Origin of the sequence: Streptomyces araujoniae (genome assembly GCF_050871195.1) — a bacterium.
Lineage (GTDB): Bacteria > Actinomycetota > Actinomycetes > Streptomycetales > Streptomycetaceae > Streptomyces > Streptomyces bacillaris.
This window is the reverse complement of record NZ_CP194070.1, coordinates 3,916,573-3,935,419: the sequence shown is the minus strand read 5'-3', so window position 1 is coordinate 3,935,419 and position 18,847 is coordinate 3,916,573. Positions and strand designations below refer to the sequence as shown.

At 70.1% G+C, this 18,847-nt stretch carries 15 protein-coding genes; 8 read left to right on the top strand and 7 right to left on the bottom strand.

The genetic code is table 11. The annotated features are described in order from the left end of the window. Positions 1 to 87 precede the first annotated feature (87 nt). A complete protein-coding gene (locus ACQ9ZG_RS16685) occupies positions 88 to 1,356 on the top strand; it encodes an MFS transporter (protein WP_109916814.1) in 1,269 nt (422 codons plus the stop codon). Between the two features lie 121 nt (positions 1,357 to 1,477). Here ACQ9ZG_RS16685 and ACQ9ZG_RS16680 read toward each other — a convergent pair whose 3' ends face one another. Then, complete coding sequence (locus ACQ9ZG_RS16680) at positions 1,478 to 2,920, bottom strand: CCA tRNA nucleotidyltransferase (protein WP_028415805.1); 1,443 nt, start codon at positions 2,918 to 2,920, stop codon at positions 1,478 to 1,480. A gap of 182 nt (positions 2,921 to 3,102) precedes the next feature. On the opposite strand from ACQ9ZG_RS16680, the gene ACQ9ZG_RS16675 reads away from it, so the two are divergent. From ACQ9ZG_RS16675 to trxA, 7 genes are all read left to right on the top strand, one after another. Further along, positions 3,103 to 5,406, top strand: coding sequence for a DUF6049 family protein (locus tag ACQ9ZG_RS16675; RefSeq protein WP_109916813.1), 2,304 nt, complete (start codon positions 3,103 to 3,105; stop codon positions 5,404 to 5,406). A 52-nt stretch (positions 5,407 to 5,458) separates the two neighbouring features. Further along, a complete protein-coding gene (gene murJ, locus ACQ9ZG_RS16670) occupies positions 5,459 to 7,618 on the top strand; it encodes a murein biosynthesis integral membrane protein MurJ (RefSeq protein ID WP_109916812.1) in 2,160 nt (719 codons plus the stop codon). Between the two features lie 129 nt (positions 7,619 to 7,747). After that, the gene (locus ACQ9ZG_RS16665; protein ID WP_109916811.1) at positions 7,748 to 9,490 is read left to right on the top strand and encodes a protein kinase family protein; all 1,743 of its coding nucleotides are present in this window, start codon (positions 7,748 to 7,750) and stop codon (positions 9,488 to 9,490) included. Between the two features lie 100 nt (positions 9,491 to 9,590). Further along, positions 9,591 to 10,307, top strand: coding sequence for an RNA polymerase sigma factor SigM (gene sigM / locus ACQ9ZG_RS16660; RefSeq protein ID WP_099218649.1), 717 nt, complete (start codon positions 9,591 to 9,593; stop codon positions 10,305 to 10,307). Next, positions 10,304 to 11,284 carry an anti-sigma factor family protein gene (locus tag ACQ9ZG_RS16655; RefSeq protein WP_109916810.1) on the top strand — a complete coding sequence of 327 codons (981 nt, stop codon included), beginning with the start codon at positions 10,304 to 10,306 and terminating at the stop codon, positions 11,282 to 11,284. Before sigM ends, ACQ9ZG_RS16655 begins: the two co-directional genes overlap by 4 nt. Before the next feature lie 115 nt (positions 11,285 to 11,399). Further along, complete coding sequence (gene trxB / locus ACQ9ZG_RS16650) at positions 11,400 to 12,371, top strand: thioredoxin-disulfide reductase (RefSeq protein ID WP_018489840.1); 972 nt, start codon at positions 11,400 to 11,402, stop codon at positions 12,369 to 12,371. Positions 12,372 to 12,415: 44 nt separating this feature from the next. After that, a complete protein-coding gene (gene trxA, locus ACQ9ZG_RS16645; protein ID WP_018489839.1) occupies positions 12,416 to 12,751 on the top strand; it encodes a thioredoxin in 336 nt (111 codons plus the stop codon). Between the two features lie 87 nt (positions 12,752 to 12,838). Here the strand turns inward: trxA and ACQ9ZG_RS16640 are convergent, their stop codons facing one another. The 6 genes from ACQ9ZG_RS16640 to yidC all read right to left on the bottom strand — a co-directional run bounded on the left by ACQ9ZG_RS16640 (position 12,839) and on the right by yidC (position 18,847). After that, entirely contained in the window at positions 12,839 to 13,456 is a 618-nt protein-coding gene (locus tag ACQ9ZG_RS16640; protein ID WP_018489838.1) for a GNAT family N-acetyltransferase, read from the bottom strand. 322 nt (positions 13,457 to 13,778) lie between these two features. Continuing rightward, a complete protein-coding gene (locus tag ACQ9ZG_RS16635; protein ID WP_028415811.1) occupies positions 13,779 to 14,855 on the bottom strand; it encodes a ParB/RepB/Spo0J family partition protein in 1,077 nt (358 codons plus the stop codon). After that, complete coding sequence (locus ACQ9ZG_RS16630; RefSeq protein WP_078562472.1) at positions 14,848 to 15,927, bottom strand: ParA family protein; 1,080 nt, start codon at positions 15,925 to 15,927, stop codon at positions 14,848 to 14,850. The genes ACQ9ZG_RS16635 and ACQ9ZG_RS16630 overlap by 8 nt, the downstream gene beginning before the upstream one ends. Positions 15,928 to 16,234: 307 nt before the next feature. Further along, positions 16,235 to 16,951, bottom strand: a complete 717-nt coding sequence (rsmG, locus tag ACQ9ZG_RS16625; protein ID WP_028415812.1) for a 16S rRNA (guanine(527)-N(7))-methyltransferase RsmG — start codon at positions 16,949 to 16,951, stop codon at positions 16,235 to 16,237. A 109-nt stretch (positions 16,952 to 17,060) separates the two neighbouring features. Further along, entirely contained in the window at positions 17,061 to 17,573 is a 513-nt protein-coding gene (locus ACQ9ZG_RS16620) for a Jag family protein (RefSeq protein WP_028415813.1), read from the bottom strand. Positions 17,574 to 17,587: 14 nt separating this feature from the next. Further along, entirely contained in the window at positions 17,588 to 18,847 is a 1,260-nt protein-coding gene (gene yidC / locus ACQ9ZG_RS16615) for a membrane protein insertase YidC (protein WP_028415814.1), read from the bottom strand.

The window sequence follows — 18,847 nt, the reverse complement described above, 5'->3', positions numbered from 1 at the left end:
GCGGCGACGCTCACCTCCTCCTGCCGCACGTCGGGGGTCCCCGGGCAATCCGCCCGCGGACCCCCGACGTGTGTGACGCTTGCTCCCATGTCTGTCGCACGTGATCTGGGCACCCTGCTGCGCCTGCGGAACTTCCGCCGCCTGCTCACCGTGCGGCTCCTCTCCCAGTGCGCCGACGGTGTCTACCAGGTCTCCCTCGCCGCGTACGTCGTCTTCTCCCCGGAGCGGCAGACCTCGGCAGCCGCCATCGCCTCGGCCATGGCGGTGCTCCTCCTGCCGTACTCGCTGATCGGCCCCTTCGCCGGGGTCCTGCTGGACCGCTGGCCCCGCCGACAGGTCTTCCTGTACGGGAACCTCCTGCGGGCCTGTCTCGCCTCCTGCACGGCCCTGCTGATCCTCGCCGCCGTGCCGGACTGGCTCTTCTACGCCTCGGCCCTCTGCGTCACCGCCGTCAACCGCTTCGTCCTGGCCGGGCTCTCCGCCGCGCTGCCACGGGTGGTCGACGAGGAGCGGCTCGTCGTCGCCAACTCGCTCTCCCCGACGGCCGGTACCCTCGCGGCCACGGCCGGGGGCGGCCTCGCCTTCGTCGTACGGCTGGCGGCCGACGACTCCGACGCGGCGGTCGTGCTCCTGGGGGCCATGCTCTATCTGCTCTCCGCGCTGGCATCGCTGAGCCTGCCCCGGACACTGCTGGGGCCCGACCCCGACGGAACGCCCCTCCGGCTCCGGGCCGCCCTCGCCATCACCGCCCGCGGGCTCGTCGCCGGAGTGCGTCATCTGGGAGAACGGGTGCACGCGGCCCGGGCGCTGGCCGCCATGACCGTGCTCCGCTTCTGCTACGGCGCGCTCACCGTGACCGTGCTCATGCTCTGCCGGTACGCATGGTCGGACGACGAGTCCGGCGGACTGGCACTCCTCGGCCTGGCCGTCGGGGTCTCCGGCGCGGGCTTCTTCACCGCCGCCGTGGTGACCCCCTGGGCAGTGGGGCGGTTCGGGCGGTACGGCTGGATCGTGGTCTGTGCCGGATCGGCGGCCGTCCTGGTACCGGCGCTTGGCCTCTCCTTCGCCCCCGTACCGATGCTGGTCGCCGCCTTCGTGCTCGGTGTCGTGACCCAGGGCTCGAAGATCGCGACGGACACGGTCGTCCAGACCTCGGTGGACGACTCCTTCCGCGGCCGGGTCTTCTCCCTCTACGACGTGCTCTTCAACGTCGCGTTCGTGAGCGCGGCGGGGGTGGCGGCGCTGATGCTCCCGCCCGACGGACGGTCCACCGCCGTGATCGTCGGGGTGGCCGTGCTGTACGCGGCCGTCGCGGTGGCGATGTCCCGCCGTCGATACACGAGCAGCGGCGGGTGAGCCGGAAGCCGATGCACCGAGGGGGGGGCGTTGTTTCACGTGAAACAACGCCCCCCCTCGACTGACCCGACGACGGAGCCGGTGCGGATGGTGTTTCACGTGAAACACCATCCGCACCGGCTCAGCTCTGCCCGGCCCACCATTCCTTGAGCGCCGCCACCGCGGCGTCGCGCTCCTGCGGGCCGTGCTCCAGCCGCAGCTCCAGCAGGAACGCGTACGCCTTGCCGATCACCGGACCGGGACCGACCCCGAGGATCTTCATGATCTCGTTGCCGTCCAGGTCCGGGCGGATGGAGTCCAGCTCCTCCTGCTCCTGGAGCAGGGCGATCCGCTCCTCCAGGCCGTCGTAGGTCCGGGAGAGGGCGTTCGCCTTGCGCTTGTTCCGGGTCGTGCAGTCGGACCGGGTCAGCTTGTGGAGGCGTTCGAGGAGCGGCCCGGCGTCCCGCACGTACCGGCGGACGGCGGAGTCGGTCCACTCGCCGTCTCCGTACCCGTGGAAGCGCAGGTGGAGTTCGACCAGCCTCGACACGTCCTTGACCAGGTCGTTGGAGTACTTCAGCGCGGTCATGCGCTTCTTGGTCATCTTGGCGCCCACCACCTCGTGGTGATGGAAGGAGACCCGGCCGTCCTTCTCGAAGCGCCGCGTCCTCGGCTTGCCGATGTCATGCAACAGCGCGGCCAGCCGCAGGACGAGGTCGGGACCGTCCTCCTCCAGATCGATGGCCTGCTCCAGCACGGTCAGCGAGTGCTCGTAGACGTCCTTGTGACGGTGATGCTCGTCACTCTCCAGCCGCAGTGCCGGGAGTTCGGGCAGTACGTGATCGGCGAGCCCGGTGTCGACGAGGAGCCCCAGGCCCTTACGGGGGTGGGCCGAGAGAAGAAGCTTGTTCAGCTCCTCGCGGACCCGCTCGGCGGAGACGATCTCGATCCGGCCGGCCATCTCCGTCATCGCGGTGACGACATCAGGGGCCACCTCGAAGTCCAGCTGCGCCGCGAACCGGGCGGCGCGCAGCATGCGCAGCGGGTCGTCCGAGAAGGACGCCTCGGCCGTCCCCGGGGTGCGCAGCACACGGTCGGCGAGGTCCTTCAGACCGCCGTGCGGGTCGATGAACTCCTTCTCCGGCAGCGCGACGGCCATCGCGTTGACCGTGAAGTCGCGGCGTACGAGGTCCTCCTCGATGGAGTCGCCGTAGGAGACCTCCGGCTTGCGCGAGGTCCTGTCGTACGCCTCCGACCGGTAGGTCGTGATCTCGATCTGGTAGCCGTCCTTCTGGGAGCCGACGGTGCCGAAGGCGATCCCGACCTCCCACACCGCGTCGGCCCACGGACGGACGATGGTCAGTACGTCCTCGGGGCGGGCGTCGGTGGTGAAGTCCAGGTCGTTCCCGAGCCTGCCGAGCAGCGCGTCGCGGACCGAGCCACCGACCAGCGCGAGGCCGAATCCGGCCTCCCGGAAGCGGCGGGCGAGGTCGTCGGCGACCGGGGACACACGCAGCAGCTCACTCACCGCGCGATGCTGCACCTGGTTCAGGGCACTGGCGTTCTCTTCGTTGGCGTTCGGCACAACAGAAAAGGGTACGTGCACGGACCGGCCGCGGCGTCACCGTTTATCCCGGCCCTGCGGGCCTCCGGCGATCATGTGAGCCGGACCCCAGCACTTCGGCCCTCCGCACCTCGTTACCATGCGGGGACGCAGGACCGACAACGACCGACGGACTCCGATGACGACGAGGAACGGGTAGACGCGTGGCCCAGGCGGCAGACATCCAGGGGATGCGTCCCTCTCCTGCCCGCCGGTGGCTGCGGCGCACAGCCTCCGGCCTCATCGGGGCACCTCTGCTGGCCGGTCTGCTGGCCGTTCCTGCCGCCGGGAGTGCGGCCGCGGCCACGCCCGTGACGGCCCTGAAGGCCCCTACAGGCTCCCGTACGGTCGATGTGTCCCTGGACACGCTCTCCCCCGCCGCCCCCGCGGAGGGGGACACCCTGACCGTCTCCGGGACGCTCACCAACCAGGGCAAGGAGACGATCGACGACGCGGAGGTCGAGCTGCGGGTGGGCCCGCGCCTCTCCGGGCGGGGCGAGGTCGACGACGCCGCCAAGCGCAAGGGGTATCTCCCCGGCGCCGACCCGGTCCCGATCGACGACGAGTTCGCGCTGAAGCTCCCCTCGCTCCGCAAGGGGATCGGCCAGGACTTCACGCTCACCGTCCCCGTCGACAAACTGGACCTCGGCGCCTCGGGCGTCTACCAGCTGGGGGTGTCGGTCACCGGCCGCACCTCTGCCTCCTCCTACGAGCAGGTGCTGGGCATCCAGCGCTCGTACCTCCCCTGGCAGCCCGAGAAGAGCGACAAGCGGACGAAGCTCACCTTCCTCTGGCCGCTCGTCGCCTCCCCGCACGTCACCGCGCAGACCCGCTCCGACGAACAGCAGACGCCGGTCTTCACCGACGACTCCCTGGCGAAGGAGCTGGCGCCCGGCGGCCGGCTGGAGCAGATGGTCGCCCTGGGCAGCCGCCTCCCCGTCACCTGGGTGATCGACCCGGACCTGCTGGCGAGCGCCGCCGCGATGGCCGGGTCGTACCACGTGAAGTCCGGCGAGAGCACCGTCCCGGGCACGAACCAGGCCGTGGCCAGGCAGTGGCTCACCGCCCTGGAGAAGGTGGTGGAGGACGGCAAGGTGATCGCGCTGCCGTTCGGCGACCCGGACCTGGCCTCGATCGCCCACCGGGGCAAGGGCGTCTCCGGGACGCTCAGCCATCTCCAGAACGCCTCCACGGTGGGCGCCACCACGGTCGAGACCATCCTCCATGTGAAGCCGTCCACCGACTTCGCCTGGCCCGTGAACGGCGCGGTCGACCCGGGCATCGTGGACGTGGCGACCTCCGCGGGCGCCCACAACGTCATCGCCCGCAGCGACAGCCTCCGGGAGACCGGCAACCTGCCGTACACCCCGACCGCGGCCCGGCCGATCGGCGGGGGGACCACCGCGGTCGTCGCCGACGCCCGGCTCTCCACCGCGTTCGAGGGCAGCATGCTCCGGGCGGACGCCTCGACCCTCGCGGTCCAGAAGTTCCTCGCCCAGACCCTCGCCCTCAACGAGCAGGCACCGGACAACGAGCGCTCCATCGTCGTGGCGCCCCAGCGGATGCCCACGGCCGCCCAGGCACAGACGATGGCCCGCGCCCTCCAGGCCCTGTCGGGCGACCGGTGGACGCAGCCGCAGGAGCTGGTGGCCGCCGCCGAGGTGAAGCCGGACCCCCTGGCGACCACCAAGGTGCCGGGGGCCTCCGCCTACCCGAAGAAGCTCCGCAGCCAGGAGCTGCCCACCCAGGCGTTCCAGGACATCCGGACCACCCAGGGTTCCGTCGACAGCTTCGAGACCATCCTCACCCAGCCCGAGCGCGTGGTGACACCGTTCGGCAACGCGGTCAACCGCTCGATGTCGACGTCCTGGCGGGGCCGCGCCCCGGAGGCGCGGGAGTACCGGGACGCCGTACTCACGTATCTGAAGGACCTAACCGGCGAGGTTCAGCTGATCGACAAGTCGGACGTCACCCTCTCCGGCCGCAGCGCGACGATCCCGGTGACGGTGCAGAACAAGCTGGTGCAGGGCGTCGACCGGCTCGTCCTGCGGCTCTCCTCGGACAACATCCGGCTGAAGTTCAACGACGACGGTACGAAGGCCGAGCTGCCGGTCAGGATCGCGGGCGGGCACAGCCAGTCGGTGAAGTTCGACACGGCGACCAGCGCCAACGGACGCGCCCAGGTGACCGCCCGGCTCTTCACCGAGGACGGCACACCGTACGGCGAGGAGATGACCTTCACCGTGAAGGTCTCCGAGGTCACCCCCACCGTTCTGCTCGTCATCGCCGGTGGTCTGCTGCTTCTGGTGCTGGCCGGGGTCCGGATGTACACAGCCCGGAAGCGTGCCGTGGCAAGCGACACGGCGAACGGCGACGGCGGCGAACCCGAGCAGCCGAGTGACCCGACCCCGGACACCGGACCGGAAAGCGGGGCCCCGTCGGAAACGGGTGAGAAAGTGGACCGTTGAGCGATGTCTGTCGTGGCCGGTCGGCCGGGGACGATGAGGTAGGGGTTTTTCGATGAACGCGCCGTACGACGGTGACCGCGGCCAGGGTGCCGGCGGAGCAGGGTCTCCGTCCGGCCCCCCGGTCCCCCCGGGCGCGGGCCAGGGGGGCCAGGTGCCGCCCGACCCGTACCTCCAGCACGCCTACGAGGACGACCCCTACCGGGCCCAGGACCTCGCGGCCCAGGACCCGGTGGGCGAGGCGCTCTACGACCGGGCGTCCCACCCGCCGCCGCCTCCCGGCACCTACCAGGATCCGCAGGCGCTGTACCAGCAGCCGCCTGCGGCCCCGCACGCCCCGGATCCGCGCATCTGGGCCCAGACGCCGCCTCCCGAGCCCTCGGGGCCCTCGCGCCACCTCCCGTACGGCGACCGTCTGGCGACCACGCAGTTCGTCGGCGTCGACGCCCTCGTGACCCAGGCCTCGGACGACCGGCGGGAGCCGGACGCCTTCGCCCACCTCTTCCGGGACCAGGAAGGGGCCGGGAAGCCGCCGGGTCCGCCCGAGCCGGAGCCCGCGCCCGCGCCCGTTCCGCCGAAGTCCGGCGGCCGGGTCTCCGGAGTGCTCAAGTCCAGCGCCCTGATGGCGGCCGGCACCCTCGTCTCCCGGCTCACCGGCTTCATCAGGTCCCTGGTGATCACGGCGGCCCTCGGTGCCGCGCTGCTCGGTGACAGCTTCACCATCGCGTACACCCTGCCGACCATGATCTACATCCTCACCGTCGGCGGTGGTCTCAACTCGGTCTTCGTCCCGCAGCTCGTCCGTGCCATGAAGGACGACGAGGACGGCGGCGAGGCCTTCGCCAACCGGCTGCTGACCCTGGTGATGGTCGCGCTCGGCCTGATCGTGGCCGTCGCGGTCCTCGTGGCGCCGGTGCTGATCCAGCTGATGTCGAGCACGATCGCCGACGACGTGGCCGCCAACAGCGTCGCCGTCACCTTCGCCCGGTACTGCCTGCCCACCATCTTCTTCATGGGCGTGCATGTGGTGATGGGTCAGATCCTCAACGCCCGGGGCAAGTTCGGCGCGATGATGTGGACCCCGGTCCTCAACAACATCGTCATGATCATCACGTTCGGCCTCTTCATCTGGGTCTACGGCACCTCCGCCGAATCCCGGATGGGCGTGGACACGATCCCGCCGGAGGGGATCCGGCTGCTGGGCATCGGCACCCTGCTCGGGCTGGTCGTCCAGGCGCTGGCGATGATCCCGTACCTGCGCGAGGCGGGCTTCCGCTTCCGCCCCCGGTTCGACTGGAAGGGCCACGGGCTCGGCAAGACGGTCAAGCTGGCCAAGTGGACCGTGCTGTTCGTCCTCGCCAACCAGGCCGGTGTCCTGGTCGTCACCCAGCTCGCCACCGCGGCGGGCAAGCTGTCCGACAAGGACGGCACGGGCTTCCTCGCCTACTCCAACGCCCAGCTGATCTGGGGCATGCCGCAGGCCATCATCACCGTCTCCGTCATGGCCGCGCTGCTGCCCCGCATCTCCCGGGCCGCCCACGACAACGACCCCGGCGCGGTCCGCGACGACATCTCGCAGGGGCTGCGGAACTCCGCCGTCGCGATCGTCCCGGTCGCCTTCACCTTCCTCGCGCTCGGTCTGCCGATGTGCACCCTGCTGTACGCCTCCAGCGGCGCGGAGGCCGCCCGGTCCATGGGCTTCATCCTGATGGCGTTCGCCCTCGGCCTGATCCCGTACTCCGTGCAGTACGTCGTCCTCCGCGGTTTCTACGCGTACGAGGACACCCGGACCCCCTTCTACAACACGGTCATCGTGGCCGCCGTCAACGCCGCCGCCTCCGCCCTCTGCTACGTCGTCCTCCCGGCCCGCTGGGCCGTCGTCGGCATGGCCTTCTCCTACGGCCTGGCCTACGCGGTCGGTGTCGGCGTCGCCTGGCGCCGGCTGCGCACCCGGCTCGGCGGCGACCTGGACGGCGCGCACGTCGTACGGACCTACGCCCGGCTCTGCATGGCGGCCGTCCCCGCGGCCCTGCTCGGCGGCGGCGTCGGCTACGCGATCCTCGAACTGCTCGGCTCCGGCGCCGCCGGATCGCTGGCAGCGCTGATCTGCGGTGGCATCGTCCTCCTGGGCATCTTCTTCGTCGCGGCGAAGAAGATGCGCATCGAAGAGGTCAACGGCCTGGTCGGGATGGTCCGTGGACGGCTCGGTCGCTGAATGAGCGCACGGTCGCACAACCATCCCCGGACTCCGCGTGTCGTGCATAGCGCCGGAGTGTGGGCACAATTGGCGTGACTGTGGCGAGCTGGCCGGCTTCGCGCAACGGATGGGGAGGCAGGAACGACGGTGGCGGAACGTAGCACGGCTGCCGTCGACGTGGCCCACAACGGCGGCGACGAGCCGCCGGCCGCCAAGGCGGACGAGACCACGAACGACGGAACGGCGCAGGCCGAGGAGACCGAGGGCACGAGCCCCGAGAAGCCCGAGAACTCCAAGGGCCAGGACGACGGGCGGGCACGTTCCGAGGCCGTTCCGGCCACCCCCGACGTCCACAGCGGCCACAAACTCGCCGGGCGCTACCGCCTGGAGGAGTGCGTCACCCGGCTGGACGGCTTCAGCAGCTGGCGGGCCGTCGACGAGAAACTGCGCCGCGCGGTCGGCGTCCACCTGCTGCCCGCCACCCACCCGCGGGCCCGCTCCGTACTGGCGGCGGCCCGCTCGTCCGCCCTGCTCGGCGACCCCCGCTTCGTCCAGGTGCTGGACGCCGTCGAGGAGGGCGACCTCGTCTACGTCGTCCACGAATGGCTCCCCGACGCCACCGAGCTGACCGCGCTGCTGGCCGCCGGGCCGATGGAGGCCCACGACGCCTACCAGCTCGTCAGCCAGCTCTCCCACGCGATGGCCGCCGCCCACCGCGAAGGCCTCACCCATCTGCGCCTCACCCCCGGCGCCGTCCTGCGCAGCTCGACCGGCCAGTACCGGATCCGCGGCCTCGCCGTGAACGCCGCCCTGCGCGGTGTCGTCTCCGACCGCCCCCTGGCCCAGGACACCGAGGCGATCGGCGCGCTCCTGTACGCGGCGCTGACCAAGCGCTGGCCGTACGAGAACGACGCGTACGGCCTCTCCGGGCTGCCCAAGGGCATGGGCCTCATCGCCCCGGACCAGGTCCGCGCCGGCGTCCATCGCGGCCTCTCCGAACTCGCCATGCGCGCGCTCGCCAACGACGGGGCCACCGCCTCCCGGCAGGAGCCGCCCTGCACGACGCCCGAGGAGCTGGCCAAGGCCGTCGTGGCCATGCCGCGCGTCCGGCCGCCGGAGCCCACGTTCGCCGCCCAGCCCGTGTACCAGCAGCCCGCCTACCAGCGGACGACCTATCAGCAGGGCACCTACGGACGGCCGTCCACCGTTCCGTCGTCCGCGGCCCAACCGGTGCTGGCAGCCCCTCCGGCCCCGCTGCAGAGCCGCACCGGACGGATCCTCAAGTGGAGCGTCTCGGCACTGCTCATCGCCGCTCTCGGCCTCGGCAGCTGGCAGCTCGCGGAGATCCTGCTCGACCAGCGCAAGGGCTCCGACGACCCCGGAGTCACGCAGCCCACCGACGACGAGAAGCAGCCGCCCGCCCCACCCAAGCCGCTGACCATCGCCGGGGCCACCGAGTTCATGCCTGACGGCTCGGGGATCCAGCCGTCGGGCGTACCGAACGCCATCGACGACGACTCCAGCACGGCGTGGATCACCAACCGCTACCTGGGCTTCGCCAACTTCGGCAATCTGCCGCAGCGCAAGCAGGGCAGCGGAATCATCGTCGACCTGGGCAAGGTCCAGGACGTGCGCTCCGTCGAGATCGGCATGTACCGCTCCGGTCAGACGACCGCGGTGTTCGCGGCGGATCCGGACACCACGTCACCGTCCTCGTCGGCGGACTTCCCCCAGCGGATCTCCGGGAAGCAGGTCGCCGGAAAGACGCTCAAGCAGGAGCTGGAGAAGCCCGTACGGACGCGCTACGTCCTGATCCACATCACGGAGCTGCCCGCGGACGGCACCGGCGGCTACCGCGGCGGGATCACCGACATCTCCGTCCTCGGCTGATCGGGAGCCGGTGTGGAGACTCCGCACCGGCCCTGATCGCCGGGCTCCGGGCCGGTTAATGTGGCACACGACATCGGACCCGGTTCGGAGGGGGAGCACGGTGGATTCCGTTCCACCCGAGGCACCGAGCGACTCGGACCTGCTCGCCCGCCATGTGGCGGGCGACCCCGACGCCTTCGGTGAACTCGTACGCCGCCACCGCGACCGGCTGTGGGCCGTGGCGCTGCGCACTCTCGGGGACCGGGAGGAGGCGGCCGACGCCGTCCAGGACGCCCTGGTCTCCGCCTTCCGCGCCGCCCACACCTTCCGCGGCCAGTCCGCCGTCACCACCTGGCTGCACCGCATCACCGTCAACGCCTGCCTCGACCGGGTCCGCAAGGCCGCCTCCCGCAAGACGTCACCGGTGGACGACGCGGACCGGCTCGACCAGCTCCTGGAGCCGCACGAGTCGGCCGAGGCCCCCGCCGAACGGCAGGATCTGCACCGCCAGGTCTTCGCCGCCCTGGCCACGCTGCCCGCCGAACAGCGCGCGGCCCTCGTCCTGGTCGACATGCAGGGCTACCCCGTGGCCGAGGCCGCCGGCATCCTCAACGTGCCGACCGGGACCGTGAAGAGCCGGTGCGCCCGGGGACGGGCAAGACTGGCCCCCCTGGTCCGGCACCTGCGCGGCGGGAACGGCAACGAGGACCCCGACGGGAAGGCCCCGGACACCGGAAGGAACCGGACGCCCGGTCCATCCGTCCCACCGGCGTCAGGACCGCAGGACACGGAAACGAACAACCCGGCCGCTGCGAAGGGAGGAGGTGGACGCCCATGACATCCACGACCGACACGGCTCAGCACCCGGAGATCTCCGAGATCTCCGATCTCACGGAGGGGCTGCTGCCCGCTTCCCGCGCCGACGAAATCCGCGACCATCTCGCGGAGTGCGAGCCGTGCGCAGAGGTACGGGACTCCCTGGAGGAGATCCGCGGGCTGCTCGGCACCCTGCCGGAGCCCGGGCCGATGCCTGAGGACATCGCTGCCCGCATCGACGCGGCGCTCGCCGCCGAGGCCCGGACGGATGCTCCCGCCGACGAAGCGGCTGATGCCTCCCACGCCGGAACCGTCTCTCGCGACGCCGATGTTTCACGTGAAACAGAGAGCACGGAGACCGGCGGTGCCTCGCTCTCGACGCCCCGCACCAACTCCTCCCCGGATCGTCCCGCAGGACGCCCCCAGGGAGCCACGGGACCCGGCCGCCGCACCCGGCGCCGCCGCCGTGCGGTGTTCCTGGGCACCGCATGCGGCGCGGCCGTCATCGGCCTGAGTGTGTTCCTCCTCCAGAACCTCTCCTCGTCCCCTGATTCGGCGGGCATGTCGGCCGACCGCGCGATCAGTTCCTCCGAGAGCGCGGCGCACAGCTACGCGCAGGACACGCTGGAGACCAGCGTCCGGGACCTCCTGGCCGGCGGGGCGGGCACCGAGGACTTCACCGGGCAGAAGCAGTCGCCGCACATCGACGAACACGCGGTGCCCGAGGGGGGCACCCCCGACGCCACCGCCTCCAGGAACCCTCTCAGCGCCCCCGCCGTCGCCGTACCTCCGTGTGTGCAGCAGGCGACCGGCCGCACCACTCCGGCGCTCGCCATCGACGAGGGGACCTATCAGGGGACGGCCGCCTTCCTCGTCGTCCTCCCGCACGCGAGTGACGCCACCCGCGTGCAGGCCTATGTCGTGGCCGCCTCCTGCGTGGACACCGCTCCCGGGTCGACGGGTCGGCTGCTGCTCACGGAGGCGTACGACCGCCCCTGAGGACCACTACGGCGTATCGGGAATGCTTCACCCGTAGGATCCGTTGGGTGGGGTGAGAGTCGTTGTACAGCCCCCCGTAGGCAGTAGGCAGTCTGCAGAGACGAGGAAGAAACCCGTGAGCGACGTCCGTAATGTGATCATCATCGGCTCCGGACCGGCCGGGTACACCGCCGCGCTCTACACCGCTCGTGCCTCACTCAACCCGCTGGTCTTCGAAGGCGCGGTCACGGCCGGCGGTGCCCTGATGAACACCACCGACGTGGAGAACTTCCCCGGCTTCCAGGACGGCATCATGGGTCCCGAGCTGATGGACAACATGCGGGCCCAGGCCGAGCGCTTCGGCGCAGAGCTCGTCCCGGACGATGTCGTCGCCGTCGACCTCACCGGTGACATCAAGACCGTCACCGACACCGCGGGCACCGTGCACCGGGCCAAGGCCGTCATCGTCACCACCGGCTCCCAGCACCGCAAGCTCGGCCTGCCCAACGAGGACGCCCTCTCCGGCCGCGGTGTCTCCTGGTGCGCCACCTGTGACGGCTTCTTCTTCAAGGACCACGACATCGCCGTGGTCGGCGGTGGCGACACGGCCATGGAGGAGGCGACGTTCCTCTCCCGCTTCGCCAAGTCCGTCACGATCGTCCACCGCCGCGACACCCTGCGCGCCTCCAAGGCGATGCAGGACCGGGCCTTCGCCGACCCGAAGATCAAGTTCGCCTGGGACAGTGAGGTCGCCGAGGTCAAGGGCGACCAGAAGCTCTCGAGCCTGGTCCTGCGGAACACCAAGACCGGCGAGACCTCCGAGCTTCCCGTGACCGGCCTCTTCATCGCCGTCGGCCACGACCCGCGCACCGAGCTGTTCAAGGGGCAGTTGGAGCTCGACGACGAGGGGTACCTGAAGGTCGAGGCGCCCTCCACCCGCACCAACCTGACCGGTGTCTTCGGCGCCGGCGACGTGGTCGACCACACCTACCGGCAGGCCATCACCGCCGCGGGCACCGGCTGCTCCGCGGCGCTGGACGCCGAGCGGTACCTCGCCGCACTGGCCGACGCCCAGCCCGCCGAGCCGGAGAAGACCCCGGCCGTCTGAACTTCCCACCGCACGTCCACCCCCCAGAGATCAAGGAGGCCGCCGTGGCCGGCGACCTGAAGCACGTTACCGACGACACGTTCGACGACGTCGTCCTCAAGAGCGAGAAGCCCGTCCTCGTCGACTTCTGGGCTGCCTGGTGCGGTCCGTGCCGTCAGATCGCCCCCTCGCTGGAGGCCATCGCGGCGGAGCACGGCGACCAGATCGAGATCGTCAAGCTCAACATCGACGAGAACCCGGCCACCGCCGCCAAGTACGGCGTGATGTCCATCCCCACGCTGAACGTCTACCAGGGCGGCGAGGTCGCCAAGACCATCGTCGGTGCCAAGCCGAAGGCCGCGATTCTGCGCGACCTCGAAGGCTTCATCAGCGCCAAGTAGTCACGCGCCCAGCGCGATGTTTCACGTGAAACGGGCCCACCCCCGCAGTCGGGGGTGGGCCCGTTTCACGTAGTGGCCGGGCCGCCGTCAGAGCGGGCGCAGCGCCGGCTCCTTCTGCACCACTCCCAGAAGCCGGTCGAGAGCCATCTCGACGTCCTCCTTCCAGGAGAGCGTGGTCCGTAGCTCCAGCCTGAGCCGTGGGTACCGGGGGTGGGGGCGCACGGTCTTGAAGCCGACCGCCAGCAGATGATCCGCCGGGAGCACACAGCCGAACTCCTCCGCGCGGCCGTCCCCGAACGCCTCGATCGCCTTGAAGCCCCGGCGCAGTACGTCCTTGGCGACCGTCTGCACCATGACGCGGCCGAGACCCTGGCCCTGGTACCCCGGAACGATCAGACCGGTGATGAGCTGAACGGCGTCGGGGGAGACCGGGCTGGTGGGGAAGGCCGTCGAGCGCGGAACGTAGGCGGGCGGCGCATAGAGAACGAACCCCACCGGGACATCGTCCACATAGACCACCCGGCCGCAGGAGCCCCACTCCAGGAGGACCGCGGAGATCCAGGCCTCCTTCTCCAGCTCCGACTTGCCCGCCTTTACCGCGGCTTCCCCGCTGACCGGGTCAAGCTCCCAGAAGACGCACGCTCGGCAGCGTTCGGGGAGATCCTGAAGGTTGTCCAAGGTGAGCGGTACAAGCCGACGCCCCATGGCGGCGATTCCTCACTTCTCTCGCCTGCCGCATCGCGTGCGGCCGCCAGCGTGTTCCGTTCGTGGAAGAGGCTGCCGACGAATCCCCCGAGGGCTCCCAGGCCCAGCCCGACTGTCACCAGCCGGCTGCGGCTCACTGCTCGCAAGGTCCCCGCCCTCCTTCGAGGTCGATCACCGTGGATGGGCCATCCCAGATCGCATCGTATCCACCCAGAGGTGATGCGGACACCGAGAGAGGGCAAAGGGCGGGCCGTGTTCCGGTATGCACCGGGGACACGGCCCGCCCTTCACCTGCTGCCCGCAGGCACGAGACTCCTGGAGGTCAGCTCTCGCCGTCGTCGGCCGCCTCGGCGAGCCCACGCTCCAGCACCTTTCCCTCGCCCGGGGCGAGGGAGCCGAGAATCCGCTCCAGATCCTCCATCGAGGCGAACTCGACGGTGATCTTTCCCTTCTTCTGGCCCAGGTCGACCTTCACCCGGGTTTCGAAGCGGTCGGAGAGCCGGGTCGCCAGATCCGAGAGCGCGGGCGACAGCCGCCCACCGGCACGGGGCCCCTTCGGCTTCGGTGAGCTGGTGGGACGCGACCCCATGAGCGTCACGATCTCCTCGACCGCGCGGACCGAGAGCCCTTCCGCCACAATGCGGTGGGCCAGCCGGTCCTGCTCCTCGGAGTCGTCCACCGACAGCAGGGCGCGGGCGTGACCGGCCGAGAGAACACCAGCGGCCACCCGCCGCTGCACCGGCGGCGAGAGCCGCAGGAGCCGCAGCGTGTTGGAGACCTGGGGCCGGGACCGCCCGATGCGGTCGGCCAGCTGGTCATGGGTGCACTTGAAGTCCTTGAGCAGCTGGTCGTACGCGGCAGCCTCCTCCAGCGGGTTCAGCTGAGCCCGGTGCAGGTTTTCCAGCAGCGCGTCCAGAAGGAGCTTCTCGTCGTCCGTGTCCCGGACGATCGCCGGAATCCGGTCGAGCCCGGCTTCCCGGGAGGCCCGCAGACGGCGCTCACCCATGATGAGCTCGTAGCGGTCCGCCCCCAGCTTGCGGACGACGACCGGCTGGAGCAGGCCCACCTCCTTGATGGAGGTGACCAGCTCGGCCAGAGCGTCCTCGTCGAACACCTCGCGGGGCTGGCGGGGGTTCGGCGTGACCGAACCGACCGGCAGCTCGGCGAAGTACGCGCCGGACGTCCCAGTCTCCTGCTCCGGCGCGGATGCCGGCTCCGGCACGACCGGGGAGGACGGGAGCCCGGTCACCTTCGCGGCCGCCACACCCCGCTCCGCCGTCAGCACCGGCCCTCCGCCTGACGCCGGACCGCCGCCCGGGCCCGGCACCTGCTTCTCCTGGGGAGCGGCGGGGATCAGCGCACCGAGCCCGCGCCCCAGCCCTCTACGTCGCTCACTCACTGAATGCCTCCGAAACGTTCTGCTGGCTGTTCTGCAGGCCCGGGTGGGCGTGCTGGGCCTCGTAGTGCACCCCGACGCCCCGCAGGGCGATCTCCCGGGCGGCTTCGAGGTAGGAGAGCGCGCCGCTGGACCCGGGGTCATAGGTCAGCACGGTCTGTCCGTAACTCGGCGCCTCGGAGATACGGACGGACCGCGGGATGCTCGTCCGCAGCACTTCCTTGCCGAAGTGCGTACGGACCTCCTCGGCGACCTGGGAGGCGAGCCTGGTCCTGCCGTCGTACATGGTCAGCAGGATGGTCGAGACATGGAGTTCGGGGTTCAGGTGGCCCCGCACCAGGTCGACGTTGCGCAGCAGCTGGCCCAGGCCCTCCAGCGCGTAGTACTCGCACTGGATGGGGATCAGCACTTCCGCCCCGGCCACCATCGCGTTCACGGTGAGAAGGCCCAGGGAGGGAGGGCAGTCGATGAGGATGTAGTCCAGCGGCTGCTCGTACGCCTGAATGGCCCGCTGGAGGCGGCTCTCGCGCGCCACCAGCGACACCAGCTCGATCTCCGCACCGGCGAGATCGATCGTGGCGGGGGCGCAGAAGAGGCCCTCGACGTCCGGAACGGGCTGGACCACTTCGGAGAGCGGGCGGCTCTCCACCAGGACGTCGTAGATCGAGGGGACCTCGGAGTGGTGGTCGATCCCCAGGGCCGTGGAGGCATTGCCCTGAGGGTCGAGGTCGACCACCAGGACCCGCGCGCCGTGCAGGGCCAGCGAGGCAGCGAGGTTGACCGTCGTGGTCGTCTTACCGACCCCGCCCTTCTGGTTGGCCACCACGATGACGCGGGTCCGGTCGGGGCGAGGCAGCCCCTCACCGGCGCGACCGAGGGCCTCGACCGCCAGCTGGGCGGCACGACCGATGGGTGTGTCGTCCATCGGCGGCGGTGTTTCACGTGAAACACCGTCCCCCAGGGACTCGGTTCGGGGACCGGGGACCGGATCGGTCATCGGTCCCGCGATGTTGGCGTCGGACCGCAACGGTTCACTCTCCTCGACTTCAGGCTCGCAATGAGCAGAGCCTGCCATGCTTTCGGGGTCGTGAACCAGCGAGGCCCGCTGATCTGTGGATGAATCGACGTGTGTGGACAACTCGGTAACCCGTACGGGTTTCCGGTCGCGCGGTGTGGCAGCCGCACGACCGCGGCCGATGATTCCCTGCAGCAGAGAGCGACGTTTCACGTGAAACACGATGCCCCTGTGGCGCAACTACCAGGCCACGACACTCCGCAGGGGGTACGAATGGCTGGATACCCGGCATTTCCCTGCTAGGCGACGGAGATCGTCCGCACCGGTTCCGGCCGGACCTCTCCCGGCCGGAGCCGTCGTGGCGCGGTCAGCGGCGCCGACGGGTGCGCCCCACGCGGGCGGCCTTGGCCCTCTTTGCGGCGAACCTCACACCGCCCGGGCTCTCGCCCACGACCACACGCACCACCGTGGACAGCGGATCGACCACACCCTCACCGACATGGAGCACCTCGGTCTCCACCACACCGAGCTTGCTCAGAGCGGCCTTGGCACCGTTGATCTCCTCCTCGGCCGTGTCGCCCTTCAGCGCGAGCATCTCCCCGTACGGACGCAGCAGGGGCACACCCCAGCCGGCCAGCCGGTCCAGCGGCGCCACGGCACGGGCGGTCACCACATGGACGGGCTGGAGCGTCCCGAGGACCTCCTCGGCCCTTCCGCGTACCACCGTCACATGGTCCAGGCCCAGCAGCTCGACGACCTCCTGGAGGAAGTTCGTCCGGCGGAGCAGCGGCTCCAGCAGGGTGATCTTGAGGTCGGGGCGGACCAGTGCCAGCGGAATGCCGGGCAGACCGGCGCCCGAGCCCACATCGCAGACCGTGACGCCTTCGGGCACCACCTCGGAGAGCACCGCACAGTTCAGCAGATGGCGCTCCCAGAGCCGCGGCACCTCGCGCGGTCCGATCAGACCGCGCTTGACCCCGGCGTCGGCGAGAAGCTCCGCGTACCGGACAGCCTCCGGGAAGAGCGCTCCGAATACCGCCTGCGCCTCTTCAGGTGCCTGGGGAAGCTCTGCAGCATCCGTCACGGGGACCGTCCTTCCGTACCGCACTAGCGCACTGTGGGTGGCTGACTATCAGGCTGACAAAGATCGGCCCCGCCTGCGAACAGACGGGGCCGACAGTACAAGGATCCGGTCAGGCCGGGAGAACGACGACGAAGCGCTGCGGCTCCTCGCCCTCCGACTCGCTCCGGAGGCCGGCTGCGGCGATCGCGTCGTGCACGACCTTGCGCTCGAACGGCGTCATCGGGTCCAGCTTGACCGGCTGGCCCGAGCTCTTGACGTCGTTGGCGGCCTTGGCACCCAGCTCGGCAAGGATCTCCCGCTTCTTGGCCCGGAAACCGCCGATGTCCAGCATCAGACGGCTGCGGTCGCCGGTCTCCCGGTGGACCGCGAGCCGGGTCAGCTCCTGGAGCGCCTCCAGCACCTCACCGTCACGGCCCACGAGCTTCTGCAGCTCACGCGGGGAGTCGCTGATGATCGATACCGCGGCCCGGTCCGCCTCGACGTCCATGTCGATATCGCCGTCGAGGTCGGCGATGTCGAGCAGGCCCTCGAGGTAGTCGGCTGCGATCTCCCCCTCCTGTTCCAGGCGGGTCAGAGTGTCGCTCCCCTCGGCGGCGGCCTTGGAGGTGGTGCCTTCCGTCACGGGTGGACTCCTTCTTACTTCTTGGACGGGTGCTTGGGCCGCTGCGGGCCCTTGCGCTGTCCGGACTTGGCTTGGCGTGAGGAGCCGGAGGCGGACTTGCCCGCCGACGTCGGCTTGTCGTCCTGCGATGCGTCCCGCTTCTCCAGCGAGGTCTTGGAGTCGGCCGCGGACTCGTCCTTGGCGCTGCTGGAGGCAGGGGTGTGGCCGGCCGTCTGGCGCTTCGCCTTGGTCTGGCGCTTGGGCTGCTGACGCTTGTGGGCGGATCCCTCGCCCTCGGGAACGACCTCGCCCTTCTTGACGGTGCCGTCCTCCTGGGCCACCAGACCCAGCTTGCTCAGCCCGGTGATGAACTTGCGCTCGATGTCGTTGCGGTCGGGGCCCTTGGCGACGATCGCCTTGACGGTCCTGCGCTGGGTACGGCCACGGACCTGACCGGTGGCGTCCACCCGCTTGAGAACCCGCTGGAGGTAGGCGTCCTGCGCCTTGCTGCCCGGCGTCGGGTTCTGGTTGATCACGTACATCTGCTGACCCATGGTCCAGACGTTGGTGGTCAGCCAGTAGACGAGGACACCGACGGGGAAGTTGACACCCATCACGGCGAAAATGACCGGGAAGATGTACATCAGCATCTTCTGCTGCTGCATGTACGGGGTCTTGACCGTGAGGTCGACGTTCTTCGTCATCAGCTGGCGCTGGGTGAAGAACTGCGACGCGGACATCAGCACGATCATCAGCGCCGTGACGATGCGGACATCGGTCAGGGAGGCGTTGAGCGACTCGACCTTGGCGGCGCTGTCCATGAACTTCGCGGCCAGCGGGGCACCGAAGATGTGCGCCTCACGCGCGCTGTCGAGCAGCTGCTGGTCGATCGCGCCGATCTTCTTGCCCGAGGCGATGGACGACAGCACGTGGTACAGGGCGAAGAAGAACGGGGACTGCGCCAGGATGGGAAGGCACGAGGAGAGCGGGTTGGTGCCCGTCTCCTTGTACAGCTTCATCATCTCTTCGGACTGACGCTGCTTGTCGTTCTTGTAGCGCTCCTGGATCGCCTTCATCTTCGGCTGGAGCACCTGCATGTTGCGGGTCGACTTGATCTGCTTCACGAAGAGCGGGATCAGGCAGATCCGGATCAGCACCACCAGGGACACGATGGACAGGCCCCAGGCCCATCCCGAGTCATCGCCGAAGATCGCTCCGTAGACCTTGTGGAACTGGACGATGATCCATGAGACGGGCGTGGTGATAAAGCTGAACAGACTGGCAATCGTGTCCAC